This window comes from Methanolobus bombayensis, from assembly GCF_017873415.1.
Taxonomy (GTDB): Archaea; Halobacteriota; Methanosarcinia; order Methanosarcinales; family Methanosarcinaceae; genus Methanolobus; species Methanolobus bombayensis.
Window position 1 is genome coordinate 1 of the sequence record NZ_JAGGKD010000001.1, and the last position, 25,988, is coordinate 25,988.

27 protein-coding genes and 2 tRNA genes are annotated in these 25,988 nt (G+C 40.1%); 21 read left to right on the plus strand and 8 right to left on the minus strand.

The window, feature by feature from the left end; translation table 11 throughout:
- The 3 genes from J2746_RS00005 to J2746_RS00015 all read left to right on the plus strand — a co-directional run.
- Positions 1 to 880, plus strand: an 880-nt coding sequence (locus J2746_RS00005; RefSeq protein ID WP_209614604.1) for a methionine adenosyltransferase, incomplete at its 5' end; no start/stop codon positions are given.
- A gap of 223 nt (positions 881 to 1,103) precedes the next feature.
- Positions 1,104 to 1,212 (plus strand) — tRNA-Tyr (locus J2746_RS00010).
- Positions 1,213 to 1,297: 85 nt separating this feature from the next.
- Positions 1,298 to 1,370 (plus strand) — tRNA-Asp (locus tag J2746_RS00015).
- Positions 1,371 to 2,222: 852 nt separating this feature from the next.
- On the opposite strand, the gene J2746_RS00020 is transcribed toward J2746_RS00015, so the two are convergent.
- Positions 2,223 to 2,612 (minus strand): DUF5658 family protein, encoded by a 390-nt coding sequence (locus J2746_RS00020; RefSeq protein WP_209614606.1) that lies wholly within the window; start codon positions 2,610 to 2,612, stop codon positions 2,223 to 2,225.
- Between the two features lie 220 nt (positions 2,613 to 2,832).
- Here J2746_RS00020 and J2746_RS00025 point away from each other — a divergent pair, with 220 nt between their 5' ends.
- From J2746_RS00025 to J2746_RS00045, 5 genes are all read left to right on the plus strand, one after another.
- The gene (locus tag J2746_RS00025) at positions 2,833 to 4,008 is read left to right on the plus strand and encodes a M24 family metallopeptidase (RefSeq protein WP_209614608.1); all 1,176 of its coding nucleotides are present in this window, start codon (positions 2,833 to 2,835) and stop codon (positions 4,006 to 4,008) included.
- 30 nt (positions 4,009 to 4,038) lie between these two features.
- Positions 4,039 to 4,935, plus strand: coding sequence for a type II methionyl aminopeptidase (gene map, locus J2746_RS00030; RefSeq protein ID WP_209614610.1), 897 nt, complete (start codon positions 4,039 to 4,041; stop codon positions 4,933 to 4,935).
- A 20-nt stretch (positions 4,936 to 4,955) separates the two neighbouring features.
- A complete protein-coding gene (locus tag J2746_RS00035) occupies positions 4,956 to 5,732 on the plus strand; it encodes a hypothetical protein (protein ID WP_209614612.1) in 777 nt (258 codons plus the stop codon).
- A 23-nt stretch (positions 5,733 to 5,755) separates the two neighbouring features.
- A complete protein-coding gene (locus tag J2746_RS00040; RefSeq protein WP_209614614.1) occupies positions 5,756 to 6,043 on the plus strand; it encodes a YunC family protein in 288 nt (95 codons plus the stop codon).
- An 84-nt stretch (positions 6,044 to 6,127) separates the two neighbouring features.
- Positions 6,128 to 7,159, plus strand: a complete 1,032-nt coding sequence (locus tag J2746_RS00045; RefSeq protein ID WP_209614616.1) for a TRM11 family SAM-dependent methyltransferase — start codon at positions 6,128 to 6,130, stop codon at positions 7,157 to 7,159.
- Here J2746_RS00045 and J2746_RS00050 read toward each other — a convergent pair.
- From J2746_RS00050 to J2746_RS00060, 3 genes are read right to left on the minus strand one after another with little or no spacing between them, the layout of a single operon-like run.
- A complete protein-coding gene (locus J2746_RS00050; protein ID WP_209614618.1) occupies positions 7,147 to 7,725 on the minus strand; it encodes a M48 metallopeptidase family protein in 579 nt (192 codons plus the stop codon). The two genes, J2746_RS00045 and J2746_RS00050, sit on opposite strands and share 13 nt — an antisense overlap.
- A gap of 24 nt (positions 7,726 to 7,749) precedes the next feature.
- Entirely contained in the window at positions 7,750 to 8,559 is an 810-nt protein-coding gene (gene truA, locus J2746_RS00055; protein WP_209615604.1) for a tRNA pseudouridine(38-40) synthase TruA, read from the minus strand.
- A 16-nt stretch (positions 8,560 to 8,575) separates the two neighbouring features.
- Positions 8,576 to 9,529, minus strand: a complete 954-nt coding sequence (locus tag J2746_RS00060; protein WP_209614621.1) for an ArsR/SmtB family transcription factor — start codon at positions 9,527 to 9,529, stop codon at positions 8,576 to 8,578.
- A gap of 140 nt (positions 9,530 to 9,669) precedes the next feature.
- On the opposite strand from J2746_RS00060, the gene J2746_RS00065 reads away from it, so the two are divergent.
- The 5 genes from J2746_RS00065 to ablB all read left to right on the plus strand — a co-directional run bounded on the left by J2746_RS00065 (position 9,670) and on the right by ablB (position 16,127).
- Entirely contained in the window at positions 9,670 to 10,737 is a 1,068-nt protein-coding gene (locus J2746_RS00065; RefSeq protein ID WP_209614622.1) for a formate--phosphoribosylaminoimidazolecarboxamide ligase, read from the plus strand.
- 66 nt (positions 10,738 to 10,803) lie between these two features.
- Entirely contained in the window at positions 10,804 to 12,201 is a 1,398-nt protein-coding gene (locus J2746_RS00070) for an NAD(P)/FAD-dependent oxidoreductase (protein ID WP_209615607.1), read from the plus strand.
- Between the two features lie 284 nt (positions 12,202 to 12,485).
- Complete coding sequence (locus J2746_RS00075; protein WP_209614624.1) at positions 12,486 to 13,742, plus strand: ATP-binding protein; 1,257 nt, start codon at positions 12,486 to 12,488, stop codon at positions 13,740 to 13,742.
- Between the two features lie 245 nt (positions 13,743 to 13,987).
- A complete protein-coding gene (gene kamA, locus J2746_RS00080) occupies positions 13,988 to 15,301 on the plus strand; it encodes a lysine 2,3-aminomutase (RefSeq protein WP_209614626.1) in 1,314 nt (437 codons plus the stop codon).
- Positions 15,294 to 16,127 carry a putative beta-lysine N-acetyltransferase gene (ablB, locus tag J2746_RS00085; protein WP_209614628.1) on the plus strand — a complete coding sequence of 278 codons (834 nt, stop codon included), beginning with the start codon at positions 15,294 to 15,296 and terminating at the stop codon, positions 16,125 to 16,127. Before kamA ends, ablB begins: the two co-directional genes overlap by 8 nt.
- Here the strand turns inward: ablB and J2746_RS00090 are convergent, their stop codons facing one another.
- Entirely contained in the window at positions 16,128 to 16,571 is a 444-nt protein-coding gene (locus tag J2746_RS00090; RefSeq protein WP_209614630.1) for an Lrp/AsnC family transcriptional regulator, read from the minus strand.
- A 190-nt stretch (positions 16,572 to 16,761) separates the two neighbouring features.
- On the opposite strand from J2746_RS00090, the gene J2746_RS00095 reads away from it, so the two are divergent.
- From J2746_RS00095 to J2746_RS00110, 4 genes are all read left to right on the plus strand, one after another.
- Positions 16,762 to 17,241, plus strand: coding sequence for a 3-isopropylmalate dehydratase small subunit (locus J2746_RS00095; RefSeq protein ID WP_209614632.1), 480 nt, complete (start codon positions 16,762 to 16,764; stop codon positions 17,239 to 17,241).
- Positions 17,242 to 17,264: 23 nt separating this feature from the next.
- Positions 17,265 to 18,392 (plus strand): isocitrate/isopropylmalate dehydrogenase family protein, encoded by a 1,128-nt coding sequence (locus tag J2746_RS00100; protein ID WP_209614634.1) that lies wholly within the window; start codon positions 17,265 to 17,267, stop codon positions 18,390 to 18,392.
- Positions 18,393 to 18,637: 245 nt separating this feature from the next.
- The gene (locus J2746_RS00105) at positions 18,638 to 19,186 is read left to right on the plus strand and encodes a B12-binding domain-containing protein (protein WP_209614636.1); all 549 of its coding nucleotides are present in this window, start codon (positions 18,638 to 18,640) and stop codon (positions 19,184 to 19,186) included.
- Between the two features lie 218 nt (positions 19,187 to 19,404).
- Complete coding sequence (locus J2746_RS00110; RefSeq protein WP_209614638.1) at positions 19,405 to 19,704, plus strand: hypothetical protein; 300 nt, start codon at positions 19,405 to 19,407, stop codon at positions 19,702 to 19,704.
- A 39-nt stretch (positions 19,705 to 19,743) separates the two neighbouring features.
- On the opposite strand, the gene pyrH is transcribed toward J2746_RS00110, so the two are convergent.
- The 3 genes from pyrH to J2746_RS00125 all read right to left on the minus strand — a co-directional run bounded on the left by pyrH (position 19,744) and on the right by J2746_RS00125 (position 21,523).
- Positions 19,744 to 20,448 carry a UMP kinase gene (pyrH, locus tag J2746_RS00115; RefSeq protein ID WP_209614640.1) on the minus strand — a complete coding sequence of 235 codons (705 nt, stop codon included), beginning with the start codon at positions 20,446 to 20,448 and terminating at the stop codon, positions 19,744 to 19,746.
- Positions 20,449 to 20,456: 8 nt separating this feature from the next.
- Positions 20,457 to 21,164, minus strand: a complete 708-nt coding sequence (locus J2746_RS00120; RefSeq protein ID WP_209614642.1) for a hypothetical protein — start codon at positions 21,162 to 21,164, stop codon at positions 20,457 to 20,459.
- Positions 21,165 to 21,346: 182 nt separating this feature from the next.
- Complete coding sequence (locus J2746_RS00125) at positions 21,347 to 21,523, minus strand: 4Fe-4S binding protein (protein ID WP_091708489.1); 177 nt, start codon at positions 21,521 to 21,523, stop codon at positions 21,347 to 21,349.
- Between the two features lie 284 nt (positions 21,524 to 21,807).
- Between J2746_RS00125 and J2746_RS00130 the strand changes: the two genes are divergently transcribed.
- The 4 genes from J2746_RS00130 to J2746_RS00145 all read left to right on the plus strand — a co-directional run bounded on the left by J2746_RS00130 (position 21,808) and on the right by J2746_RS00145 (position 25,971).
- Positions 21,808 to 22,449, plus strand: coding sequence for a type IV pilin N-terminal domain-containing protein (locus J2746_RS00130; protein WP_342451738.1), 642 nt, complete (start codon positions 21,808 to 21,810; stop codon positions 22,447 to 22,449).
- 49 nt (positions 22,450 to 22,498) lie between these two features.
- Positions 22,499 to 24,682, plus strand: a complete 2,184-nt coding sequence (locus tag J2746_RS00135) for an ATP-dependent DNA helicase (RefSeq protein ID WP_209614646.1) — start codon at positions 22,499 to 22,501, stop codon at positions 24,680 to 24,682.
- Between the two features lie 131 nt (positions 24,683 to 24,813).
- Complete coding sequence (locus tag J2746_RS00140) at positions 24,814 to 25,224, plus strand: GerW family sporulation protein (RefSeq protein WP_209614648.1); 411 nt, start codon at positions 24,814 to 24,816, stop codon at positions 25,222 to 25,224.
- Positions 25,225 to 25,263: 39 nt separating this feature from the next.
- On the plus strand, positions 25,264 to 25,971 hold the full coding sequence (locus tag J2746_RS00145) for a DUF2953 domain-containing protein (RefSeq protein ID WP_209614650.1): 708 nt from the start codon (positions 25,264 to 25,266) through the stop codon (positions 25,969 to 25,971).
- Positions 25,972 to 25,988 lie beyond the last annotated feature (17 nt).

The following is a 25,988-nucleotide window of genomic DNA, read 5'->3' on the forward strand; positions in this document are numbered from 1 at the left end:
TGTTGCTTTGAAAGCAGCTAAAAACTATCTCAGAAACACCATTGTAGACATTGACCTTGAAGGCGACATAATTCTTGACTGTAAACTTGGTACCGTCTCATCTGATCTGAGAGATGTTTTCCAGAGGGACAGGGTTCCTGTGGCAAACGATACTTCCTTTGGTGTAGGTCACGCTCCTTTTTCAGAACTTGAGCAGATAGTGTATGATTCCGAGAGGATGCTTATCACATATCTCAAGAAGAAGATTCCTGGAATTGGTACTGACATCAAGGTAATGGGTCTGAGAGATAATGATGACATCCAGCTTACCATCTGCTGTGGAATGGTAGGAAGACACATTGATGATATGGATCACTACGTCAACATAAAGGAAGAAATGGTTGACTATGTTACAGATCTTGCTCTTAAACGCACAGACCGCAAAGTTAAGACTTTCATTAATGCAGCAGACAATATTGATGCAAACTCTGTGTTCCTGACTGTAACCGGTACTTCTGCAGAAATGGGCGATGACGGTTCAGTTGGTCGTGGAAATCGTTCTAACGGACTTATCACACCAAACAGGCCAATGAGTATGGAGGCAACCAGTGGAAAGAATCCTATCAACCATATTGGTAAGATATACAATCTGCTGTCCACTCAGATGGCTAAGGATATTGTAAAGGCAGTTCCTGATGTACAGGATGTTTACATTAAGTTGCTTTCCCAGATAGGGCAGCCAATAGACCAGCCATTCGTAGCCAGTGCACAGATAATTCCAGAGGATGGTGCAAACTTCAATTCCGTTAAATCAGAAGCTGAAGTAGTAATTGATGAATGGCTTGCAGATGTAACCAGGATTACCAAGATGGTTATTAACGGCGAACTGGATACTTTCTGATTCTGAAGTATGTCCCTTGTTAGAGGGCTACTTCATTTTTTGATTTTCAAGTGTTTTCTGTTTTATTCAATATATTAGATATTTAATTAGGCTGAGCTTGATTGTTTTCTTTTATATACTTGGCATGTGCAAACGTGTTTTACGGCGAAAGAGATAAGTATGATTGCGCTTATTGGAGTGTTGCATCGCACAACAATGTTGTGCAGAAGCATGATTTGTAAGACCCGCTTTAACTCAGTTGGTAGAGTGCGCGGCTGTAGTTTGGTTCATGTGACATGATCACATTACGCGCAGGCACCGCGATGTCCCCGGTTCGAGTCTGGGAGGCGGGACTTTCAAAATCATGAATAATGCACAAAAAGCTTTATATACAAGAGCAGCCTTTTAGGGGTGCTCACAAGCGAAATTAACTCGAATGTCCGAATAGTGTAGAGGCCTATCATGGAGCCCTGTCGAGGCTCCGACCCGGGTTCGAATCCCGGTTCGGGCGTTTTAAGCGAAATCCCGGTTTACCGGGTTTTTTTCTTATTTTGTTTTCAATCAATAGCTTATTTTTGTCTTTATTAAATCATCTTTATCATTCAGTTTTAATAATTTTTGAATTTTAACTACATATAAATATCATATGATTCTATGTCCTACTGTGGTACATATGAATGATTCTGGCAATTTGATTGCTGCTAAAGCGATTATACTTGCAATCCTGTACATAGTTCTACTATTTGGGATTGTGATCTTTGCAGGTGTGACGAGTATATGATTTGTGTTTTCTTCGTTATTTAGCTGGTCTTTTGGGATTATTTTGTTTTCTAGACAGGAGTTGATACTATGATATTATTCGCTTTTTTCCGGTTCCTGCAGAGAACAATATTTGGATTATTTAGGAATCTATTTATAATGCAACAGTCATTTTGTAGACTGTTATGTTGAACAAAACCGGTAAAACCACAGCTATAAGGCTTATAATCCTTGTATCTGTATATCTGCTTCTTATGTTGTCTGTAGGGTTATTTTCTGCTCTGATTCATTAGTTTCTGGATTATTAAGGTCAAATTGCTCGCTATTTTATTATATGAAAGCAATTATTTATTGTATAAATGAATTGTTACTAATGGTACGTATGAATTCAAAAGCAGATCTTCCAACAATGAAAATACTCTTTGTTGTAATGTTGTATCTTTTAATGATAGTCTCCATTGGCGTGATGGCAGGACTGATGTCAACTTAACACCATGATTAAAAAGATAAAAGAGTGGATGTATTTTAATTTAAACTGGTGGATTTGACGTTTTTCCGTTTTTCCGTTTTGCGTCGTTTTTGGCACGTTTTTCCGTTTTTACCATCATAAAGTTACTGAATGGATGATCTGTACAAGACTGCATTCCATGAATATGACCATCAGGTTGTTCACCACCAGAAACAAGCCTACGAATGCAATCCCATTTCTTGACAGTACCCACAAAAGATCTGTCCACCTTGAATCGGAATCTTTAAGCATTGTGTAATTCCAGTACACTATTCCTATAAACAGGATCTTCAGTAACAGGAGTGAGCCAATGCCATAATTCTGCATAACTGCCGCAAGGAAGTCATTCTCTTCGAATCCATAGTTAAGTGCATGGGCAGTTGTCAGGAAATCGCCGAGTACGTAAAACAGTATTATATATTTAATATCCCTGAGAAAATCAGAGACATTTGTGAACTGTGAAACATACTGACTTGCATTGTGCATAATAGTTGCTTTTCATGGAGTTGTATATAACCAAGATGTGGTTACATCGTACATTCATGTTCATAAATATTGGATATATGTAGTCCAAAGTTTCAAATTATGGCTCTGGTAACATGGCAGAATATATGCCAATAATATCTTGTCCTGTAAAAAGTGCTGTAATTAACTTACTTGTATACATTTGATAACAATTTTGTACTAGTAACTACTAGATATTATTATGGCCACATCAACAGTTCCCATTAATATTTCCAAAACGCTGGAAAACCACAAGTCAGATGCATATCTGATAGTAGGGAATTCGAATAATGCTGACATCTATTATACAACCCGCTTCTCTGCGTCAGATCAGTTCACCTATATTCAGATAAAAGATGGTTCTGAAATTCTTCTGGTATCTGATATGGAAAAAGGAAGAGCAGAGCTTGAATCCAGAGTGTCGGATATTCGTACTTTACAGGGCTGCGATTACAGATCAAAGGTAAAGGAAAGACAAGATCCGGCTCTTGCCTATTGTGACTGCATTGCTGAGATATTGCAGAAAGAAGGAGTAAGGCACATTGCAGTTCCCAGGGATTTCCCATATCACATTGCACAGACTCTTAAAGAAGAAGGTTTCAGCATACAGGCGCTAAAAAGTCCCTTTGCTCTGTTGCGCGCAAGAAAAGATGAATCAGAGATAAATGTGGTCAGAAAGGTGCAGGATGCCTGCAACAAGGCAATGAAAGCCGCTGCTGAAATGATTCACAAATCTGAAAATGTGGAAGGTGTGCTTAACTACCGTGGCTTTGCTCTTACATCCGAAATGGTTCGCAAGGAGATCAATATTACTCTTCTTGAACAGGGCTGTGAGGCTGATAATACAATTGTTGCCGGCGGCAAGGGTTCAGCAAACCCTCATTGGGAAGGAAATGGTCCTTTAAAAGCTGATGAACCTGTGGTCATAGATATATTCCCACGCAGTAAAAGGGAAAAATACTATGCTGATATGACGCGCACCGTTCTACGTGGCACTCCGTCTGATAAGTTAAAGAAGATGTATGATGCGGTACTTGAAGCCCAGACCGCTGGTATTGAAATGGTAAAGCCTGGTGTCAAATGCAGTGACATACACAATAAGGTGTGTGACGTTTTCAAAGAAAGAGGGTATGATACCATAAGAGAAGGATCAACTGTAGGTTTCATTCATTCAACAGGACATGGTGTGGGTCTTGAGATCCATGAACTGCCATATGTCGGAAACAGTGAGACCGAACTTGAAGAAGGGAACATCATAACCATTGAACCTGGGCTCTATTATCCTGATGTAGGTGGTATCCGCCTTGAAGATCTCATACTTGTGACTGCTGATGGGCATGAGAATCTTACTGAAATGGAAAAGAAATTTGTATATTAGTGCTAACTAACATTCTATAAGGAGATTTACATGGCTGACAAAGTTAAGGAGATCGAAGAGATCATTGAAAAATATCTCAAAGCAGGAAAGATACTCTCACAGGTAAGAAGTGAGGCAAAGGACAGGATCAAAGTAGGTGTCAGCTTGCTGGAGATCGCTGAGTTCGTGGAGAATAGAGCGGTAGAGCTCGGTGCGGATGGTTCGGCATTCCCATGTAATATTTCCCGAAATGATGAGGCTGCGCATGCAACACCATATGCAGGTGAGGAAACTGTATTTGGTGAAGACGTAATCAAACTTGACCTTGGTGTCCATGTTGATGGATATATTGCAGATTCTGCAATCACAATGGACCTGTCCGGAAAATACACAGAGCTAGTAAATGCTTCCAGAGATGCACTTGATGCTGCAATTGATACAGTGAAGAACGGTGTGACAACTGCAGATATCGCAGCATCCATAGAAGATGCAATTCTTGATCATGATCTGAAGCCTGTAGGAAATTTGACAGGACACGGGCTTGCACAATATATTCCCCATGCTCCTCCAAGTGTTCCTAACAGAAGAGTAAGCAGTGGTGCTGAGCTTCATACCGGTGACATTATTGCGATCGAACCTTTTGCAACAGATGGTGCAGGCAAGGTTGTTGACGGAACACTAACCGAGATCTTCCAGGTCGTAAACAAAAAGCCCGTTCGTTTGCCAGCCGCAAGAGTACTTCTCAAGGAGCTTGCTCCATACAGAACCCTTCCTTTTGCTAAGAGGTGGCTGAAGACGCCACAGCTTGACTTTGCTCTGATGCAGCTTGAAAAAGCAGGAATTGTCCATTCTTATCCGGTTCTTAAAGAAGTTGCAGGCGGCATGGTCTCGCAGGCAGAGCACACTCTCATAGTAATGGATGACGGGTGTCAGGTTACAACTAAATAAACTATCAGGAAGAGATTTGATTGAGAATCGGGAGTTTCTTATCCTTAATCGTTCTTTTCTCAGTGATGATAATTCCGGTAAGTGCAGCTTATGACTGGGATAATAGTATAAACATAAATAAAGATAACATGACCTGGAGCTATACGGAAAAATATTCCGGTGACAGATCAGTTATCTTCAAAAAATATATTGATGTTGAATTTGGAAATAACGATGGTTTTGTTGGTGCCTGGGAATTACTGAAGACCGATGTATCAATGAGTGAATATTTCAAACAGTCCATAGAGGATAATATGGATGTGATGATAGATAATTCCTCCAAGAATATTACTTTACTTGGAGTTGAAACTGAAATGTCCTTCGATCTAATAGGTCCGACAGATAAGGAAAGTGATATCGTCAACAAATACGAGGTATTTTATGAGTTCGCAAATCCTCTTGATGAGTCCGGTTCTTTGATGTGGTTCCAGGGGGAGCCGCAAACAGATATTAAGATTGTTCTGCCTGCAGGTATGGAACTATTATCTGTTGGTGGAATTAATCATGAATCTGTAAAGAAGACATCTGAAGGAACTACAATTGATGGAACTTTCGGTTTTACAGGTGAAGTGACCATTGAGTATTCAATAGATGAAGAGCCTCCAGTTTCAGAAGTAAATACAACTTCCAATGCTACAAAGGAATCTTCTGATCCCGTAAAGAATACTCGTGTAGAGGACTTTTTTGACAGGCTGTTTTCCGCAGATATAAACAAACTCATTAAAAAACTGAATCCTGATAATTCTAATTTATCTTAAAAATAGTTATTTTAGGTGATATTATGCTGGTGGAAATGATCGAACTTGAAAACGGAACTGCCATGGGTTTGGATTTTGCTATGCAGAATGCATCATTATTGGTAATTCGTGCAGACAAGGGTTTTGTGATGTGCGGTTATCTTGACATGGAAACTGCATCTGCTCTTGGTGATGTAGCTGTGAAGGTCAAAGGTGTTAACAGCTTTGAGGATGTGCTTGAAGCACCTGTTGTCGGAGCAACCCAGAAAGCTATCAACCTTGGTATCAAAGTAGGAATGACGGGAAAGGAAGCACTGGAACTAATGTTCTGATATTTCTTCTCCACATTATATTTTCCATTTTTATCTTTCATTGAAACGCTTTAAATACTACTTCTATTCTCTATTGCAGTTATTATGCTGTATGCTTTTGAGTTATCCGGTGAACACGTTGTCCTGCCAGTAAAAGAGGTCTATGCATGTCTTTCAATGGAAGGACTGACATACAGGGAACATGCATCCTATGACCAGTGCCTGATAGTTGATATTGACGGCGAAGATGTAGAAGCAAAACTTCAATTCATTGCAGGCCGGCTTTCAATGTCCCACCACATACTGAAGGTGGTTGGTATATGCGATGTTGAAACTGACCGGATAATTGAGATGTGTGACAGATCAGATATCTCAGAACATCTGTCTGAAGGTCAGACCTATGTTGTCCGTGCAAAGAGAGCTAAACATCACGGTGATGTCAACAGGGAGTTCATAGAAGGAAGACTTGGCGGCAGCATATATCGTAAAGGCTTCAGGGCAAACCTGAAAGAGCCTGATGTGACTTTCCGTTTTATAATGACAAACAAAGCAGTTCTGGGCTCAGTGGTGGCAACAGTTGACAGGGGTGATTATGAACACCGTGCACCACACAAGAAACCCTTCTTTTATCCCGGTGTACTCATGCCCAGGGTTGCAAGAGCTCTGGTTAATATTTCCCGTATTCGTTCAGATGAGGTACTTTTTGATCCTTTCAGCGGCACAGCCGGTATTCTGGTTGAAGGTGGTCTTGTGGGTGCCCATGTAATTGGCATTGAAGTCCGCCACAAGATATCCCACGGTGCAAAGATGAACCTGGATGAATACGATGCTCATTATTCATTGCTTGTAGGTGATGCATGTCGTGTTCCACTTAAAGATTCATCCATTGATGCAATCGTAACTGACCCGCCTTATGGCAGGTCTGCAGCGATCAAGGCAGAATCTCTTCATCATCTTTATTCTGATTCATTTGCCGAGATGTATCGTGTCCTTAAAACCGGCAAACTTGCAGTTGTGGTTTCCGAGATGAAGGTCGCTGAATTTGCAGAAAAGGCAGGTTTTTCAGTTATTGATGTATTTACCCAAAAAGTACACAGGAGTCTCACAAGGATATTTACGGTTCTCTATAAAGAATGACCTGTATGGTACTTTTGCTGTATCAGAGACCAGTAGGCAGCAAGCTTAGTCTCTGATTCTTTATAATCCGGGTAACGCTTTTTGACATAGTTCCAGAATCTAGAACTATGGTTTAGTTCGATGAGGTGCACCATCTCATGATGGACAATATATTCTATCATCTCATCCGGCAGATATCGCATGAAGGTGTTAAAATTGAGGTTTCCTCTTGAACTACAACTTCCCCATTTTGTTTTCATTTCCCTGAACCTTATTTTTTCAGGTCTGACATTAAGTTCCTTTTCAATTTCAGATGCGTATTTTTGAATGATCCTTTTCAGCTCATCTACTGACCTGTGGCTTACAAGTTCAATGTCCTGTGATAAATCCTGAATCTTCTGCAATCTGGAATAACGGTTGTATATCCATCTCTGATGCTTACGTATTATTTTCTCATGTTCCCTGAACGATCTTGGAACAATAAGATATAATTCTCCTTCCAGAAACTCCAGCCTGGGATTTCTGACATCTCTGCGGACAAGCTCATAATCTATAACCATGTCCCGAATGCTGACAGTACAACGCATTTTTGTAAAAAAGATAAAATGAGCTTATTCATTAGGAACCAGGTGGTCCATTACTTCTGCCATGACCCTGTGTCGTACCATATAGTCGTGTACATTTTCGGTGGCTCTTCTTATGGCATAACCATCCTCACACCATTCGATTGGCTCCGAATATTTCACTTTCATAAGTGTTAGTCCGTATTCAGCAGCAGACTCCAGTCCTTCTTCATATGATTCAGGATCAAGCATCTGAACAAGCCAGTCTTCATCCCGAACTCCGCTTCCAACCATTGTAAGTGCTGTGACTATCTTCCTGACCATGTTCCAGAGGAAACTGTTTGCCCGAATGTCAATCTTAGTAAGGGTTCCGCTTACGCGCACATCTATTCTTTCGACATTTCGAACAGTACTTTTGTCACCTTCTTTTGTGCAGAAATTAGCAAAATCATGCTCTCCAATAAGTATCTTTGAAGCAGATCTTATCTTTGAGATATCGTACTGCTCCCCACTCATGATATATCTGTATTTACGGCTGACTGCCCATCGTCTGGGGTCAAAATCATCTGGAACTTCTGCATGTGCCCAGGCCCATATAGAATTTGGCAATTTGGAATTAATGACTCTTGGAATAGCAAGATTAGGTTTGTCAGTATCAAAAGCCACAACCTGTTCTCTTGCATGAACTCCTGCATCTGTCCTTCCGGAACTTGAAAAACGTGCGGATTTAGGATCTTCTATGATCTCAAGCTGCGTGAGCGCATTGAACAGCTCGCCTTCTATTGTAGCCACATCCGGCTGAACCTGAGAACCATGGTAGCCTGTGCCTACATATGCTATTTTCAGAGCAACTCTCATACCATTCACTCAGCCCTCATATGTTCTTTTTTCTATTATACATTTCTCTCACAAATAGAAGAGTAATAATAAACAGGCAACCGAAAAAGAACCAGACACTTACATGTGAAAGCAATCCGTGCATAAATGAGTCCGTAACAGCTCCTCCTGTTGCGGTCATGTTGTCTGTTACAGTGTTTGACATTGGTGCAACCTGGGTTTGATTCGTGGCTGACATGCTTTCTCTCACCATGTCTGCTCCTGCATCAGTTCCGTTTGGTGTGGAAGATGCCAGCATTTCAGGCTCTACTCCCTCAGCAGTGATTCCATCCATTTCAGCGGATTCAGTGGGCATTTCAACAGGCATCTCCTCAGCGGTGGTCTCTTCATCGTAGACTATATCAGATGCATTTGTCTCTGCGTCATATTCGTACCCTGCAAAATCCTGTACTTCAGATTCAGGCATTTCTTTGGTCATAGCTTCTACGTTTTCTCCCTCTCCGGGGACAACAGGGATATTTGCAGAGTTTGCAGAATCCTGTGCCATTTGTGGTGCAGGAGAAAACATTGAGTATCTGCTGAGGGCTTCAAGTCCTGTTGCAGCGAAAAGAGCACCAGCAACAAGGCCCAGATACTTTTTCAGCATGCTGAGTATTGATGACCTGTCGTTTTTCATGCTTCCCGGGGCAACGACAATGAGTTTCTGGACGGGTTCGTATATTTTTACCTCTCTTCCCTTACGGCTCCATTTTGTTTCTTTCACTTTAATGAGGTCAGCTTCAATCAGTCCGTCAAGGTTATATTTTACAGTGGTCAGTGGCATATCAAGTTTTTCAGCAACATCACTGGCAGACATTGGTTTATCCGCAAGTATTTCCAGCATTTTCATTGCTTTCTCGTTGGAAAGCAACTGAGTGATTCTTTTGGAATCCTCGCTAAGAGGTAGAATGAGCACTTTTTCCGAACCTGTACCTTCTTCGTTATCTCCCATAAATCCCTTTATATGCACATTGACTTATATTGTTTCCTTTAAGTTCAATTTCGTTTGAAGTTATAACAATTTAAAATGTAACTCGAAAAGTTAAAGAATAGCAAGAACAATATGGGGTAAATTCTAGGGGCTATTACATTATGATAACTAAAGAACAAATAATGGAAATTGTTGAGAATTACGACCATGACAATCTGAGCATTGCCACTGTTTGTTCTCATTCCAGTCTTCAGATATTCTATGGCGCAAGACAGGAAGGTTTCAGGACCATAGGCATCTGTGTAAAAGAGCCACCAAGATTCTACGATGCTTTCCCTCTGGCAAAACCTGATGAATTCATTGTGGTTGACAGTTATAAAGAAATCCCTGATATCCTTGAAGAGCTGCGTTCAAAGAATTCTATAGTAATTCCACATGGTTCATTTGTAGAGTATATGGGTGGAGAAGCTTTCGCAGAACTTGCAATTCCAACTTTCGGCAACAGAGCAGTTCTTGAATGGGAATCCGACAGGGAAATGGAGCGTGTATGGTTAGAAGGTGCAGGAATTGAAATGCCCCAGCTAGTCAAACCTCAGGATATCGATGGCCCTGTAATGGTCAAGTATCATGGTGCAAAAGGCGGACGTGGTTTCTTTGTTGCCAAGAACTATGAGGAATTCAAGGAACACATTGACCCTGATGAAAAATACACAGTTCAGGAATTTATAGTAGGTACAAGGTATTATCTTCATTTCTTCTATTCTCCTTTGAGGGAAGAAGGGTACAAACTAAGCAATGGTATCCTTGAGATGCTGAGCATGGACCGAAGGGTTGAGTCTAATGCGGATGAAATTTTCAGGCTTGGTTCTCCGAAGGAACTTGAAGAAGCTGATATTATCCCGACATATGTGGTAACAGGAAATGTTCCTCTTGTTGCAAGGGAATCACTTCTTCCAAAGATCTTCAGCCTTGGAGAAAGGGTGGTTGAGCAGTCACTTGAACTGTTTGGAGGTATGATAGGTCCTTTCTGTCTTGAAACAGTTGTTACAGACAAGCTTGAGATCAAGGTCTTTGAGATATCGGCACGCATAGTTGCAGGTACCAATATCTATCTTTCAGGCTCCCCATACTCTGATCTAATAGAGCCCAACCTTTCAACAGGCAGGAGAATTGCCCAGGAGATCAAGCTGGCAAATGCTGCCGGAAAACTCGATACTATCTTATCATAATATTTTAATCTATATAGTTCCAATATTTATCCATGGTTCTTTTGAAGGGAACCATGGAGTGATACTATTTCTGATATTAACTATGACTTTGACGTAGTTGTCGTAGGTGCCGGCCCTGCCGGACTATTTGCTGCCTATGAACTTGCCGGCAAAGGATTAGAAGTGCTTGTTGTAGATGCCGGTAAAGACATCAATGAAAGACATTGCTGTGTTTCCTCTGTTTCATCATGTAATCATTGTTCTCCATGTTCCATCTTATGTGGTGTAGGGGGAGCAGGTGCTTATTCAGATGGCACTTTAAACCTTAGGCCTGATGTTGGTGGTAACTTGGCCGAACAAACAGGTGATGTTGAGTCTGCATGGGGTATTGTGGATTATGTGGACAAGATCTATCTTAGATATGGAGCAACAACTAAAACATATTCTGCAACAGGAGAGGAAGTCGAGATACTTAAACGAAGAGCAGCTTCCGTTGGTGCAAGATTTATAGATATAAAACAACGTCATATAGGTTCTGACAATTCAGTTGCACTAATTGAATCCATGAAGAATGATCTTGAATCAAAAGGCATTTCTTTCCTGCTTGAATCCAAAGTTAAGGATCTAATTGTTGAAGATGACACCTGCGCCGGCATTATTCTGGAATACAGGCAGATTCGTTCAAAATACACTTTACTTGCACCGGGAAGGGTCGGTTATGAATGGGTAAATGATCTTGTGGACAGACATTCCATTAAATTTTCCTATAGTGGTGTTGATATTGGTGTTCGTGTGGAAGTTCCCTCGATTATCATGGACCCTGTGACACGGATCAACCATGATCCCAAATTTCACATTTATACTAAAGGTCATGATGACTTTGTCAGGACTTTTTGTACCAATGAACATGGATTTGTTGTAAAGGAAGAATATGAGGGCTTTGTTGCCACTAATGGACATTCCATGCACAGTAAAGAATCAGAGAACACCAATTTTGCTTTTCTGGTGCATGTGGAACTGACAAGGCCAATGGAAAATACCATAAAGTATGCAAGGTCTGTAGCAAAACTTGCAACAACTATCGGTGGAGGAAAACCTGTTCTGCAAAGGCTTGGTGATCTTAGGAGGGGACGCAGGTCAACTGCAGATGGGATTAAAAGAAACGCTGTCAACAACACTCTTAAGGATATTACACCGGGGGATATCTCCATGGCGATGCCTCATAGGATAGTCATGGATATCATGGAAGGTCTCGAAGTTCTTAATCAGATAATTCCCGGAGTGGATTCGGATTGTACTCTTCTCTATGCACCTGAAGTAAAGTTCTATTCCCTGAAAATAGATGTGGACAATACCATGCAAACTAACATTGGCAACCTCTTCGTTGCAGGCGATGGTGCGGGCCTGTCGCGTGACCTTATTAATTCATCTGCCACTGGAATTCTGGCAGCAAGAGGTATACTGGCTCATGTTCGGCAGAATTGATGAAAAGAAAGAGGAACCTCGCATAATGATGGTTTGGGTGAAGTTTGGGGTATGATACATTAAAAGAATCAATGCATCAGAGGGGAATGATGTGATGACGAAGATTCCTCTTCCACCTACATATTATTGTCCCTATATAAATTTTGTCAAACCACGTTATCCGATAACTATTATATTTTTATTTTTATTTTTATTTTCTCATCTATGATTTTTTGTTCTTTTTCTTTTGATTATTTAAAACAAAATCAAAAATAATATATGTTTTTACTAAGTTTTCTTGTATCATGTCGGTTTCTTTAAATGCAGGTATTTCAAAACAACAGTATATTCTTGGTGGAAATGGCGAAGATGTTCTTCTTTATCTTGGAAGGTATCTTGCAAGAGACCGCTCTTACGGATCTCATGTGTCACTGGATGTTAACAAACCCCATGCATTGTTCATTGCAGGTAAAAGAGGGTATGGTAAATCTTACACAATGGCAGTGTTGATGGAAGGTCTGATGATGCTTCCTGATGAGTTCAAAAATGACATCTCTTCTGTTGTTATCGACACAATGGGAATTTTCTGGACACTTAACAAATCTAACATACCCCAGGAAGAGCAGGTAATTGAATGGGGACTTGATGTGGCCGGATTTGATGTTGATGTCTTTGTACCTGCAGGCAACCTCATCTCCTATGAGAAAAGAAATATCAGTGTCAGACCTCTTTCTCTTTCCATATCCCGGATGGATGGATATGAATGGTGCAAACTCTTTGGAATAGAAACAGTCTCTTCTTCCGGTGTTCTTTTGATAAGGATTATAGATGAACTACAAGATAAAGGTACATTTTCGTTTGAAGATGTCCTGGATTCTGTAATGAAAGATGAACGCTCGGATCCTGTTGCTAAAGCTGCTGTTGAAAATTATATCAGGACAGCCTCTTCATGGGGTATATTTGCAGAAAAAGGTGCAGGCATTGAAGAACTGGTAAAAAGAGGTTCTACATCGGTAATCGATATCAGCACCATAAGAAGTGCACCTGTCAGGTCTGCACTTGTCAGTTCTATTTCCCGCAGTATCTATCATATGAGGCTGGAAGCAAGGCGTTCGTATGAAAGAAAAATGATGGGTGATAACTCTGTTGAAAAAGGAATTCCTATGGTCTGGATGTTTATCGATGAGGCTCAACAGTTTCTGCCCGCACAGGGTGAAACTCTTGCATCTGATTTGTTGCTGAATGAGTGGCTAAAACAGGGTCGTCAACCCGGTCTTTCTCTTGTTCTTGCAACACAACGGCCAGCTTCTATTCATCCTGATGTACTTTCACAATCCGATCTTGTAATTTGCCATCGTCTCACTTCCCGGGACGACATCAATGTTCTTGAATCCGTCAGGCCCACCTATATGAAGGATAACTTTGGTGATTCCATTATGAAAATGGGTTCTGAGAAAGGTGTTGCATTTGTAGTGGATGACAATACGGAAGCAGCACATATTATCAGGATGAGGCCACGTCTTAGCTGGCATGGAGGAGACGATCCATCTGTCATTCAATAATACTTGCTTTGCAGATTCTGCATAAATAAAGACATAAATTATCGGAATATTCAGATAAATTATATATTATCTTAAAAGATTATTTTGTGTAAATCAATATGTAAATTCATGCAGAAAACAAGCACAGAAACTAATTCGTACTATGATTTATACAATATTCATAGATTGTAACCTGAAATATACACACTCTGTGTAAACTGTTTTTAATTATTTTCTGTAAATTCATTATACAATTAAGTGATTTGATGCAATTATACGAAAGCAGGCAGCAAAACATTGTAGATAGAATAGACTCCGAAGAACCTCTTGCAAAATGGAATGACTGGAAGTGGCAGTTAAAACACTCAGTTAATGATATCGATACATTTGAGACCCTTCTTGACATTAAATTTGAAGCTGAAGAGAGGGAATCATTAATCAAAACACTTGAAAAGTTTCCATTGTCCATTACACCTTACTACTTATCTCTTATAGAAGTGGAAGATTTCAGAAACGATCCGATCTTCATGCAATCTTTCCCTTCACCACAGGAGCTTATAGTATCCTGTGATGAAATGGCAGATCCCCTGAGTGAAGACCACGACAGTCCTGTTCCGGGAATCACTCACAGGTATCCTGACAGGGTGCTATTCCACATAAGTAATGTTTGTTCAATGTATTGCAGACATTGTACCAGAAAACGAAAAGTAGGTGATGTGGATTCTATTCCTGATAAGGATGAAGTCCTTAAGGGAATTGAGTACATAGCTAATAATCCTCAGGTAAGGGATGTGCTCCTGTCTGGTGGTGATCCTTTGATGCTCTCTGATGAATATCTGGACTGGATCCTCACTAAATTACGTGAGATCCCGCATGTTGAGGTAATAAGAATTGGTAGCAGAATGCCGGTGGTTTTACCATACAGAATTACGGACAACCTTGTAAATGTACTGAAAAAGCACCACCCTGTATGGCTTAACACTCATTTCAATCATCCTCGTGAAGTTACAAAATCTTCAAAGGAAGCTCTCAGGAAGCTTGCAGATGCAGGTGTTCCCTTGGGTAATCAGACAGTGCTTCTTGCAGGTGTGAATGACTGTTACAGAATATTAAAGAAACTCTTCCATAAACTGGTTCAAAATCGTGTAAGGCCTTATTATCTGTATCAATGTGACCTTTCTGAAGGTCTGACGCATTTCAGGACATCTGTTGGTAAAGGTATTGAGGTCATGGAACACCTTATTGGTCATACAAGTGGTTTTGCAATCCCTTCCTACGTAATCGATGCTCCGGGAGGCGGAGGTAAAATCCCTGTAATGCCGAATTATCTGCTATCCTGGTCAACTAATAAGGTAATACTGAGGAACTATGAAGGTGTGATTACCACTTATGCAGAACCTGATTCATATGAGGCTGTTTATTGTGACCGTGAATGCGATGACTGCAAGTTGCACCTGAAACTTGATGAGGCTCAGGAGTTCAAATCAGTTGGAATAGCCAAACTGCTTTCCGATTACGAAGAAGCGACCAGTCTTGTACCAGAAGATACTGAACGTATGGGGAGAAGGAACGTTGAGTGATCAGGTCCTTAAGATAGGTAAATCCGTCATCCAGCATGGTCCTTTTAATGATCGTGTTTATCTGATGAAACTTTCACCTCACGACTATGGGGAGGTACCTCTTGAGATAGAGAAGATGGCCAAATCCTGTGATTATTCAAAGATATTCTCAAAGATACCATCCTCTGCAAAGGACTATTTTCAGGAGCTGGGGCATGTTGAGGAAGCTACTGTTCCGGGAATGTATAATGGAACTGAAGATGCCAGTTTTATGGCTAAGTTCCTTTCCACGGAACGTGAAAATGAAAAAGATCCGGCTGAACTCAAAGAAGTCCTCGATACTGCTCTTTCAAAGTTTGATCGTTCCAAAGAGGTGAAACTTGAAGATGATGAAGAGTGTTCTATCTGTGATGAAAGTGAAGTAAGGGAGATGGCAGAAATATATGCCAGTGTATTTTCAAGCTATCCGTTTCCAATACAGGTCCCTGAATATCTTCTTAGCACCATGCAGGAGAACCTTGTCTATTTTGGTATTAGAAAAGCCGGCAAACTTATTGCAGTATCATCCTGCGAAATGGATGTTGATAACAGCAATGTTGAGATGACCGATTTTGCCACTCTTCCTGAATATCGGGGAAGAGGTTATTCGTACTATCTTTTGACAAAGATGGAAGAAAAGATGTGTGAAATGGGTATCAAAACGGCATATACGATTGCAAGAGCAAAGTCATATGGGATGAACACTGTGTTTTCGCGCAATTCATATTCGTATGCAGGAACTCTTGTTAATAACACAAATATTTCCGGCTCCATCGAAAGTATGAATATCTGGCACAAAAAGCTCTGATCATATGTGATAGATGCTGTCCTTGATACTTTTTGTCACTATCTCGACACTGTAGTTCTGGACAGGTATCTCGTATAAAAGACGGTTGTTTATAAAACTGGTAAGTTCTTCCTCATCGTCAAAAAGTCCGAATGCTTTAATGGAATATTGGCCTGTTGTCTGGTATATCTTAGTGAACTCGTCCAATAGCATCAGTTTTTTGATGCTCTCTTTTGTCTTTTTTGGTTCCATTTCCAGATTGAATATGGCAAAGGTACTTTTTCCAAATTTTTTTGGGTTCAATAGTAAAGTATAATTCTTTATATAGCCTTCATCTTCCAGTTTCTCAAGCCTGTATCTAACTCCGTTCTCACTTAAACCAACTTCTTTTGCTATCTCTGAGATCGGTGTTCTGGCTCCCTCTTGCAGAATGGATAAAATTAACTGATCCTTTTTGCTGACCATTATCTTAAATTTGGGGTTGCTACTATTAATGATTTCTGTTATAGTCAATTACAGCATCTGCAAACCTCACTATACAAAGTATTTATATTATTTGCAGTTTGGCAGTAGTATTATTTAGTATGATGATATCTAAGGTATAGTTTCAATTTCATTAATGATAATTATCAATTAATACTAATTAGGTGTAAATATGAGCGGAAGAGTCTGGAAATTCGGAGATGACGTTGATACGGATGCTGTAATTCCGGGTAGGTATTTGATAATGAATACTCCTGAAGAGCTTGCAGCACATGCTTTTGAAGGTGTAAGGCCTGAGTTCCCTGAAGAGGTCAGGGAAGGTGACATTATCGTTGCTGGTAATAATTTTGGATGCGGTTCTTCAAGAGAACACGCTCCTATAGCTCTTAAAGGAACAAAGATTAACTGTGTGATTGCAAAGTCCTTTGCACGTATCTTTTTCAGAAATTCTATAAATATCGGTGTTGCACTGCTTGAGTGCCCTGATACCGACAAGATAGATGATGGTGATGAGCTTGATGTTGACTTTGCAACAGGTGTAATCAAGAATGTAACAAAGGGTGAAGAGTACCAGGCTACACCTCTGCCGGAATTTGTAAGGGGCATAATGGATGCCGGTGGACTCATCGAATATACAAGGCAGATAATCTGATATTAATTAAAGTAGGAATAATTATGACACAGTACAAAATACCTGTAATACCAGGAGACGGTATCGGACCTGAGATCATTGCCGAAGGACGTAAGGTAATCGATGCTGCAGGTGAGAAATTCGGTTTCGATGTTGACTGGGTGGAGTTTCCACACGGAGCAGATCACTATCTTGAAACAGGGGAGCTTATCTCTGAGGATTCCCTGAAAGAGCTTTCAGGTTACAAAGGGATTTTCCTTGGTTCAATCGGAGATGACAGGATCGCACCAGGTGTACTTGAAAAAGGTATTCTGCTTGCTGCAAGGTTCTATTTTGACCAGTATGTGAACCTTCGTCCTATTAAGCTTCTTGATGGTGTCTGGTGCCCTCTTAAGGACAAGAAACCTGCAGACATTGACTTTACAGTTGTAAGGGAAAACACCGAGGACTTTTACATCGGTATTGGCGGGCGTGCAAAGTCAGGTGCCAGCAAGGACCTGCTTGAGGTTCACAGGACACTTTACAACGCAAAGTTCGGTCTTGATATTGAGACAGACAGCGAGGAGATCGGATACCAGATAGGTATGATCTCAAAGGAAGGTACACAGAGGGTAATTGAATACTCCTTTGACCTGGCTGAGAAGAGGGATAAACATGTCTCATCAGTTGACAAGGCAAACGTTCTTTCAGACATCTATGGTTTTTGGAGGGAGGAATTCAATGCTGTTGCAGCAAAGCACCCTGATATAAAAACCGACTTCAATTTCGTTGATGCTATTACAATGTGGTTCGTAAAGAATCCTGAGTGGTTCGATGTTGTTGTAACACCAAACATGTTCGGTGACATTATCACTGACCTCGGCGCAATGGTACAGGGCGGTCTTGGACTTGCACCTGGAGGAAACATCAACCCTGAAGGTACCAGTATGTTTGAGCCAATTCACGGTTCAGCACCAAAGTACAAGGGACAGAACAAGGTCAATCCTATCGCAACCATATGGGCAGGTGCAATGCTCATCGAGCAGATGGGTGAAAAAGAAGCCGCAGATTCTATTGTTTCAGCTATTGAGACCAACATAAGTGAAGCAAAGGTCCAGACCTACGACATGGGTGGATCAGCAGGCACATCAGATGTTGGTGACGATATCGCAAGGATTGTTCTTGGAAAATAAATACTTCTTTTGCATCCTTTGTGGATGCATTTTCTCTTTTCGTTCGATTTAACTTCATTAGTTGAAATTATTTTTCATGTTGTTGGCATTTTTTTCTTTAAACCGGGTGCTAGCGATTTATTTTATATATTTTTATTTTTTTATGTAGATTAGTTATAGATTACTTTATTTGAATCGTTGCTTTTATATATAATGGCAAAATTGTCGAACATGTGACTAAATTGCACTATATGTGGCAATTTAGAATGTGCAAATCCAAGCAGAGGGTTGATACCTTGTCTCAGGGAAAAACAATTACGGAACTTGTAAATGAAGCAAAGAGTTCGATACTGGACTTTGATGAGAAAGGGGCAGAAAAAGCAGCAAAAGAAGCCCTTGAATTGGGTTATGACATAAACGAAATTATAGAGAAGGGATTTCTCGAAGGCATGAAAGCAATTGGGGACATGTTTGAAGAGGGAAACGCATGTCTCCTACATATTTTTGCAGCAGCCGACACAATGGATGCAGGTATTGCTGTGTTTGAGGATTGTGAGGAATATAACAAACTTAGCAAAAACATGGCAATTGAACTTGTCAGGGAAGATCAGAGAGATGACAAGATAGATGTTCTTGAGACCATGTTCCGGATAAACGGATATGATGTGGTTGAAATTCCTGATGATATATCTATAGTTGATTTTCTTGAAAAGGATAAAGCATTTGTTAGCATTCCCGATTCCTGCAAGGCAGAGATCATGGAGAAGATTGCTGCCAATCCGGGAATAACAACTTTCCAGCTCAGTGAAATGTGAGTAATTTTTGGTACTTTTTCTTTTATTTTACCTTTTTTGATTGCAGTAATTTTTACTTTATCATCATCATCATTGTGATTAGATGCTTTAGGATAGATATTTTTATATAGTGTTATATTCACCCTTTAGATGTAAACTTGTGGCGTAACGGGCTGTAGAGTTAATAACAGAAAAACGGACCTTTAGTCAGAGTTAAATTAAAGGAGTGTGAAACTCATATGGCAAAAACAATTGAAGAACTGGAAAATGACCTTGATGTCATGAATGAGATGTTTCGTAAGTACGTAAAACTCTCTCTAAATTACCAGCAGCAGATAAACAACGCAGATATTCCTGAAAAACAGCGTAAAGCTCTTATGGAAAAACTGGAAGTTGAAAATGAAAAGGTCCGGAAGGCAAAAGAGCAGATGGAGAAATTCGAGAAAACTATCGAGGCTCTTAAGAATTCCAATGATAAATTAAAAGAGGTAGCTTCCTGTAAGGAAGAACCTGTAGAATATCTTGTGGCTTACAACTAAGCCACTCTGGCTACTTTTATATCGGTATTAGAATCAGAATCAGTTTATGATCCTTGTGCCCAAATAAACATCTTTTTTATCTTCAGTTTTCTTACTTTCATCACGAATGACCTTCAGTACATCCTGTGGATTACTACCATCCATAACAATTGTCTCAATGTTGCAGCGTTCAATGATCTTTGCAGCAAGAGGATCAACAGGTGACTTTGAACCGGCTTTCATTTCAGTGACCATGACAGTGTTTACAAGCTCTTTAGCTGTCATTTTCTCATATTTGATAGCTTTAGGATCCTTGCGAGGGTCTGCTGAATAGACACCATCTACTGCTGTTGCTATCACTAGAAGTTTTGCACCCAGATATTCTGTAAGGATCGCTGCTACAGCATCGGTAGTCTGTCCGGGAATAACTCCTCCCATTACAAGGATCTTGCCGGAGGAGAGCTTGTCCTGTGCTTCCTTGTAGTCCTTTGGAGGCTCTGGATATGCAGCATCTCCAAGTGCAGAAATGAGGAGTTTTGCATTGAGGCGGGTGATATCTATTCCAAGATAGTCACATTCAACTTCGTTGGCACCGGTACTTCGTGCAACATTGATATAATCCCTTGCAGCTGCACCGCCACCTGTAACGATAACTATATTATGCTCTTTTGCAAGTTCTTTCAGAGCATCAGCATATCCCTTAAAACTGTCAGGGTTGAGTTCTTTTGCCAGTATTGATCCACCGACTGATAATACGATTAACATGATGATCTCTAGTCGTTACGCTGTTTTGATTTTAAAAGTAACGCCATGGACAATATTGCAATAGCTCCGAAAAGTGATGAAAATCCGGGAACAAGTGTGGAAATTGACAGTGGTGATTTGTTTAATCCCATTGTTTCACTGTGAAGTATTTTTCCGTTATAAAGTCCTATGACTTTGGTATTGTCTCCAACTTCAAGTTCAGTGGAACCATAGAAAAACACTTTAAGGGTGTTTCCTTCTTCGTCCTCTACAATAACCGTATATCTTCCCATACTAGTTTCAATACTTGTAAGGTTGCCGGTTACTGTTATGTATTTTCCATTGTATGCTGCGGTGTCTGTAACAACATCACTTATATTTACAAGTCCCATATCCTGTGTAGGGTAATGGAGTACATAACTGGGAGTTAGTATACTATCGCCAAGCGGGTCATATATAAATTCACCTGTAACCATTATCTGATCGCTTACATTGAAGCCTTCAAAAAGTTCAATCTTCGTAATATCAATTTTCAATGGATCAGAAGTGTCATCGTCAATAGTTGCAGATTGTTTGTCAAGTTCCGTGATATTTCCGACGACACTTATCTTTCGATAAGCCATTGTACTATCATAAACAGAAGGGTCTTCATTGATCTTGGATATTGGCACAATCTCCAGTTCAAACATTGAAGCATATGCACAAGTGGCAGTACAACTGAGCAACAGCAGTGCCATAAATATCGTTCTCATCATACTGACTTTTAGCATAGTATCACATTCATCTGGTTTTAATACTAGTTAAGTTATTTAATTATATATATTTTGCACTGGGTATAATTTTTGTAAGTTCCAGGTGCCAGAAAAAGATCGGATAAAAAAAGAATAGAAAAGAAAAAAGTTTGGAATAGATTTACATCTTATTCCATTGCGATTGCGTCTGTTGGGCAGACGTCAACACATGCACCGCAGTCAAGGCACTCGCCTGCATCTACGATTGCGATGTTTTCACCGTTGAGTGTGATTGCCTCCGCTGGGCACTCATCTACACAGGTTCCGCATCCTACACATTCATCGACAGTAATAATTGCTACCATTTTGTTTTACGCTCCTTTAGTTGTATAACAATATGCTATTGCATTTGTATATTTCACTAGAGTATATTAGTTGAACTCTACACTCTATCATAACAGAAGTGAGATAAAAAGTTATCGTTATTCAAATGAAACAATGGACACTGCTATTTTATTGTTGTACTGGATGGATGTTTTAATATCCTGATTTTTCATGTAGTTTAGATTATTATGATGCTTGTATACTGGTACTGAATATATTAGTTTAATTAAGATTAATTTATATAGTTCTTCTCAAAATTTGACTTGTGGCCAAACAAAATTTGAATATTGCACAGCATAATTGTGGAATCTCTCCAGTATTGGGTGTTATAATAATGGTGTTACTTACTGTAATCCTTGCAGGAATTACTGTCTCTGCAGTTTATAGTGATGATATGCTAGCATCATTGAAACCAACTCCTGTGGCAAACATTGATGTTGTCTCCGCAGAAGGTGGTTTTCCAAAATATCCTAATTATGTGAAATATGAAGATAATTTCGTTCACATGAGGCATGTGGCAGGAGAGCCACTACCACTGGATTCCATTAAAATAGAAATTAATGGATGTGGGAGTGCCTATGAAGGTGTAGTTCCTCATGGGACTTTGCATACAGGTGATATTCACATTAGTTACGAAAATCTTAATTTTGATGGTAAGGATTCAGACTATTCATCTAACAACCAGGTTCTTTCAGATGGAATGTGGTCAGCAGGTGAAGAACTAGTTCTGAACGGACAGGATGGAATTTCCAGCAGTTCAACTGTTTCAGTTACTATCAATGGAATCACAAACACATCAAATAATTATGGTCTGAAAGAAGAAGAAATCGTATCTATTAAAATACTTGACAGGAAAACCAAGCGTATTATTGCTGAATCTGAATGTCAGGTGACTCTGGCAGAATGATAAATCCTTATCAAAACCGTTTAAGTAATGTGAGCTCGTAGGTAGTGCGATGAGCGGCAAAACCGGATACATGAAATATTTCCCAAAGGAAACCTGCTACCCAAACCAGCAGGATGCAATGGATAAGATCCATGCTTCTCTCATAAATAAGGAAATCATACTTTTTGAAGGAGCATGTGGTACAGGTAAGACACTCAGTGCGCTTGCACCTGCACTAAATGTCGGGAAACAACTTCAGAAAACCGTGATAATTGCAACGAACGTTCATCAGCAGATGGTTCAGTTCATTAATGAAGCACGAGAGATCAAGCAGACAAATGATCTTAAGGTTGCAGTGGTAAAAGGTAAATCCACAATGTGTCCAAATGAGACTGATTATGAAGAATGCAGGCTCAAGCGTGAGAATACATTCGAACTTCTGGAAACTGAAAGAGAACTCGCTCTTAAGAAACAGGAAATGAAGTCTGCGTATGAGAATTATAAAAAATCAAAGGATCCTGCTCTTATAGCATTACGTGATGCTCTTTCCAAGGAACTTGAAGTTGCAGAGGAAAAAACAACTGAGCTTCGAAAACGCTCATGTAATGAGCTTTATGAGGTTCTGCGCTATGATGGTGAAGCTTTCAGGCAATGGTTGTTCTCAGATGTACGCACCCCTGAGGAGGTCAATGATTATGCCTTCCAGAAAGGAATGTGTGGATACGAACTGTTGAAACGTGAACTGAAACATGCAGACCTTCTTATATGTAACTTCCACCATGTGCTCAATTCCGATATTTTCATGACCGTGCTCAACTGGCTTGAAAAAGAGCCGCAGGATGTCATTGTGATCTTTGACGAAGCACACAACATCGAATCTGCAGCCAGGTCACATTCATCTATTACAATCACAGAGCACACATTGGAAAAAGCAATCTCAGAGGTCGAGGCAAATATTGATATAATGCCGGATGGGGGCATCCATAACCTTCTGAAGATACTGTCCGATGTGATGCGAGATATCTATAACAACCGTTTCAAGTTCGGTGAAAGAGAACGTGTCGGAAGACACTGGTACGACATGCGTATAAGTGACCCTTATGAGCGTAACGATATGGTCAGAGGCAAATTCCTGAGACAGGCACAGGAAGCAAGCTTTGGTGACGAAGCTGCGATACAGGCAACTCTTTCTGAAGCAAGCGAATTCGGAGCTATGCTTGATGACAACTATCGTGAACAATATAAAAAGGGACTTACAGGTGTCCTGAAACGTTCACAAATAAGATATGCGGCAGATTTTCTTTCATCATATCTTGTGTTGTCAAATAACCTGAACTACTATCCAGTATTGAATGTCAGGCGTGACCTCAATGATGAGATATACGGTCGTATCGAACTTTTCACATGTATTCCAAAGAATGTAACCGAACCACTTTTCGATTCAGTATTCTCGGCTGTTCTAATGTCTGCAACCCTGCGTCCTTTTGAAATGATAAAATCCACTCTTGGAATTGCAAGACCTACGTGTGAACTGTCATATGGAACTTCATTTCCCGAAGAAAAGCGACTTACACTTACAGTTTCAGTGCCTCCTCTGTTTGCAAAGACAAGGGATGACCCACAGACACTTCAGGCACTGGAGGAAGTTCTTTTTGATTCCATTGAGCAGACGGAAGGTAATGTGATTATCTTTTTCCAAAGCTCTTTTGAGGCAAGAAGGTACTACAATAAGCTGGAAAAACGCCTTAATATTCCTGTTTTCCTTGATGAGGTGGGTGTTTCATCTCAGGAAATACGTGAAGATTTCTTCAGGATGGGTGAATCAGGTGGTAAGGCGGTACTTGTCTCATATATCTGGGGAACTCTAAGTGAGGGAATTGACTACCGCGATGGCCGGGGCAGGACAGTAATTATAGTAGGTGTCGGTTATCCTGCCCTGAATGACAGGATGAATGCTGTGGAATCTGCCTACGATCATACATTTGGTTATGGCGCTGGCTGGGAATTTGCAGTTCAGGTCCCTACTATCCGCAAGATTCGTCAGGCCATGGGGAGAGTTGTACGTTCTCCGGTTGATTATGGTGTGAGAATTCTTCTTGATGGTCGCTATACTAGTGATGCACCCAGGAAATTTGGAAAATTCTCTGTGTTTGAGATGTTCCCTGATGATGAAAGGGAAGAATTCATTGATGTAGACCCTGAAAAGGTAAAATATTCCCTGATGAACTTTTTCCAGGATAATTCTGAAAATTAGGATATTCCTGCTTTCTTAAGCTATTGTACTTCATATATCTATAGGGCTACTTCTATATATTTTAAAGACACTTTTTTAGCAGGAACTAATATTACCTATAAAGGTAGATTTATTCTAAGGGGTTTTAGTAAATGGCATTAGAAGATCTAATGAAAGAAGTATCCGGAGAGCTTGAAAGACTTGTTAGCACAAAGACCGTTGTCGGGGAGGCTATGGTTGTGGGAGAGACAACTATTATTCCTGTCACCAAGGTTTCATTTGGATTTGGAACCGGCGGCGGTGAAGGTAAGAAAATGGGTGAGGAAGAAGGCTTTGGCGGTGGTGGCGGTGCCGGTGCGAAGATAGAACCTGTTGCATTCATTGTAATATCTCCGGAAGGCACAAAACTCATGACCCTGTCTGGACAGACAGATTTCGGAAAGATTCTTGAATCGGTACCCGGGCTCATTGAGAAAGTCAAGTCAATGAAGAAGTCAAAGAAAGAAGACAGTTGTGAAGGCGATGAACCTTGCGAGGGTTCAAAAGAGTCTTCTGAAGACTGATATTTTCTTTTTTACTGACAGACATACACAGGAGCAGATATGCTATCGATTCTAACGTTTATACTGCTTCTTATTGTATTTTTAGTTCTCTTAGTCCTGTTTGCAGCAATTGATGTTGTTTTTGATATAAAGGGTTCGGGCGTTTCTGTAGAACATAGTGTTATTGTTCACTGGTTGTTGTTTTCCAGACAGGTGAGCCCTGAGCTGGAAAATGAAGATAAGTATAAGAATGATTCATCGTCGGATGAGTTTTCAAATGAGGTAAAAGATGCGGAGAACTTTGTTACGGAAAAGGTAAAAGGACATTTTCAGGAATCTGAGAAAAAGAAAAAAGAGAAGAAAAAAAAGTCAATTGATATGACATATTCCGAGATGATAAAGGCTTTCAGGAAATTGAGGAATCCGATTTTTCTATTCATCAAGGGACTTATTTGTTCTGTAAAGATACCTGATGCAAGGATAAATGCGGTATATGGATTTCCTGATCCTTCATATACAGGAGTAGCATGTGGCTATTCTCATGCATTGATAGCTTTTATGGCAAGCAACTTTGAAAATCTTAAAATGGATCTTGTGCCGGATTTTGTGGATGAAAAGATTGAATTTGATATGTCGGGTAAACTCCGTATAAGATTGTATCGTTTTATCCCTGTAATATTAAGATTTGTATTTAACAGGAGTGTACTGAGCTTTTCATGGGGCTTTTTTATTAAAAAATATTACAGAAAATCAAGTGGTAATCTTTAATAGTATGTGCCACTGAT

Coding starts and splice junctions, on each gene's coding strand:
- J2746_RS00105 (WP_209614636.1), top strand. CDS start 18,638: ATGTGCAAATCCAAGCAGAGGGTTGATACCTTGTCTCAGGGAAAAACA.
- kamA (WP_209614626.1), top strand. CDS start 13,988: ATGCAATTATACGAAAGCAGGCAGCAAAACATTGTAGATAGAATAGAC.
- map (WP_209614610.1), top strand. CDS start 4,039: ATGGCTGACAAAGTTAAGGAGATCGAAGAGATCATTGAAAAATATCTC.
- J2746_RS00095 (WP_209614632.1), top strand. CDS start 16,762: ATGAGCGGAAGAGTCTGGAAATTCGGAGATGACGTTGATACGGATGCT.
- J2746_RS00110 (WP_209614638.1), top strand. CDS start 19,405: ATGGCAAAAACAATTGAAGAACTGGAAAATGACCTTGATGTCATGAAT.
- truA (WP_209615604.1), bottom strand. CDS start 8,559: ATGAGAGTTGCTCTGAAAATAGCATATGTAGGCACAGGCTACCATGGT.
- J2746_RS00140 (WP_209614648.1), top strand. CDS start 24,814: ATGGCATTAGAAGATCTAATGAAAGAAGTATCCGGAGAGCTTGAAAGA.
- pyrH (WP_209614640.1), bottom strand. CDS start 20,448: ATGTTAATCGTATTATCAGTCGGTGGATCAATACTGGCAAAAGAACTC.
- J2746_RS00050 (WP_209614618.1), bottom strand. CDS start 7,725: ATGCGTTGTACTGTCAGCATTCGGGACATGGTTATAGATTATGAGCTT.
- J2746_RS00065 (WP_209614622.1), top strand. CDS start 9,670: ATGATAACTAAAGAACAAATAATGGAAATTGTTGAGAATTACGACCAT.
- J2746_RS00135 (WP_209614646.1), top strand. CDS start 22,499: ATGAGCGGCAAAACCGGATACATGAAATATTTCCCAAAGGAAACCTGC.
- J2746_RS00045 (WP_209614616.1), top strand. CDS start 6,128: ATGCTGTATGCTTTTGAGTTATCCGGTGAACACGTTGTCCTGCCAGTA.
- J2746_RS00145 (WP_209614650.1), top strand. CDS start 25,264: ATGCTATCGATTCTAACGTTTATACTGCTTCTTATTGTATTTTTAGTT.
- J2746_RS00020 (WP_209614606.1), bottom strand. CDS start 2,612: ATGCACAATGCAAGTCAGTATGTTTCACAGTTCACAAATGTCTCTGAT.
- J2746_RS00120 (WP_209614642.1), bottom strand. CDS start 21,164: ATGGCACTGCTGTTGCTCAGTTGTACTGCCACTTGTGCATATGCTTCA.
- J2746_RS00125 (WP_091708489.1), bottom strand. CDS start 21,523: ATGGTAGCAATTATTACTGTCGATGAATGTGTAGGATGCGGAACCTGT.
- J2746_RS00040 (WP_209614614.1), top strand. CDS start 5,756: ATGCTGGTGGAAATGATCGAACTTGAAAACGGAACTGCCATGGGTTTG.
- J2746_RS00060 (WP_209614621.1), bottom strand. CDS start 9,529: ATGGGAGATAACGAAGAAGGTACAGGTTCGGAAAAAGTGCTCATTCTA.
- J2746_RS00090 (WP_209614630.1), bottom strand. CDS start 16,571: ATGGTCAGCAAAAAGGATCAGTTAATTTTATCCATTCTGCAAGAGGGA.
- J2746_RS00075 (WP_209614624.1), top strand. CDS start 12,486: ATGTCGGTTTCTTTAAATGCAGGTATTTCAAAACAACAGTATATTCTT.
- J2746_RS00025 (WP_209614608.1), top strand. CDS start 2,833: ATGGCCACATCAACAGTTCCCATTAATATTTCCAAAACGCTGGAAAAC.
- J2746_RS00100 (WP_209614634.1), top strand. CDS start 17,265: ATGACACAGTACAAAATACCTGTAATACCAGGAGACGGTATCGGACCT.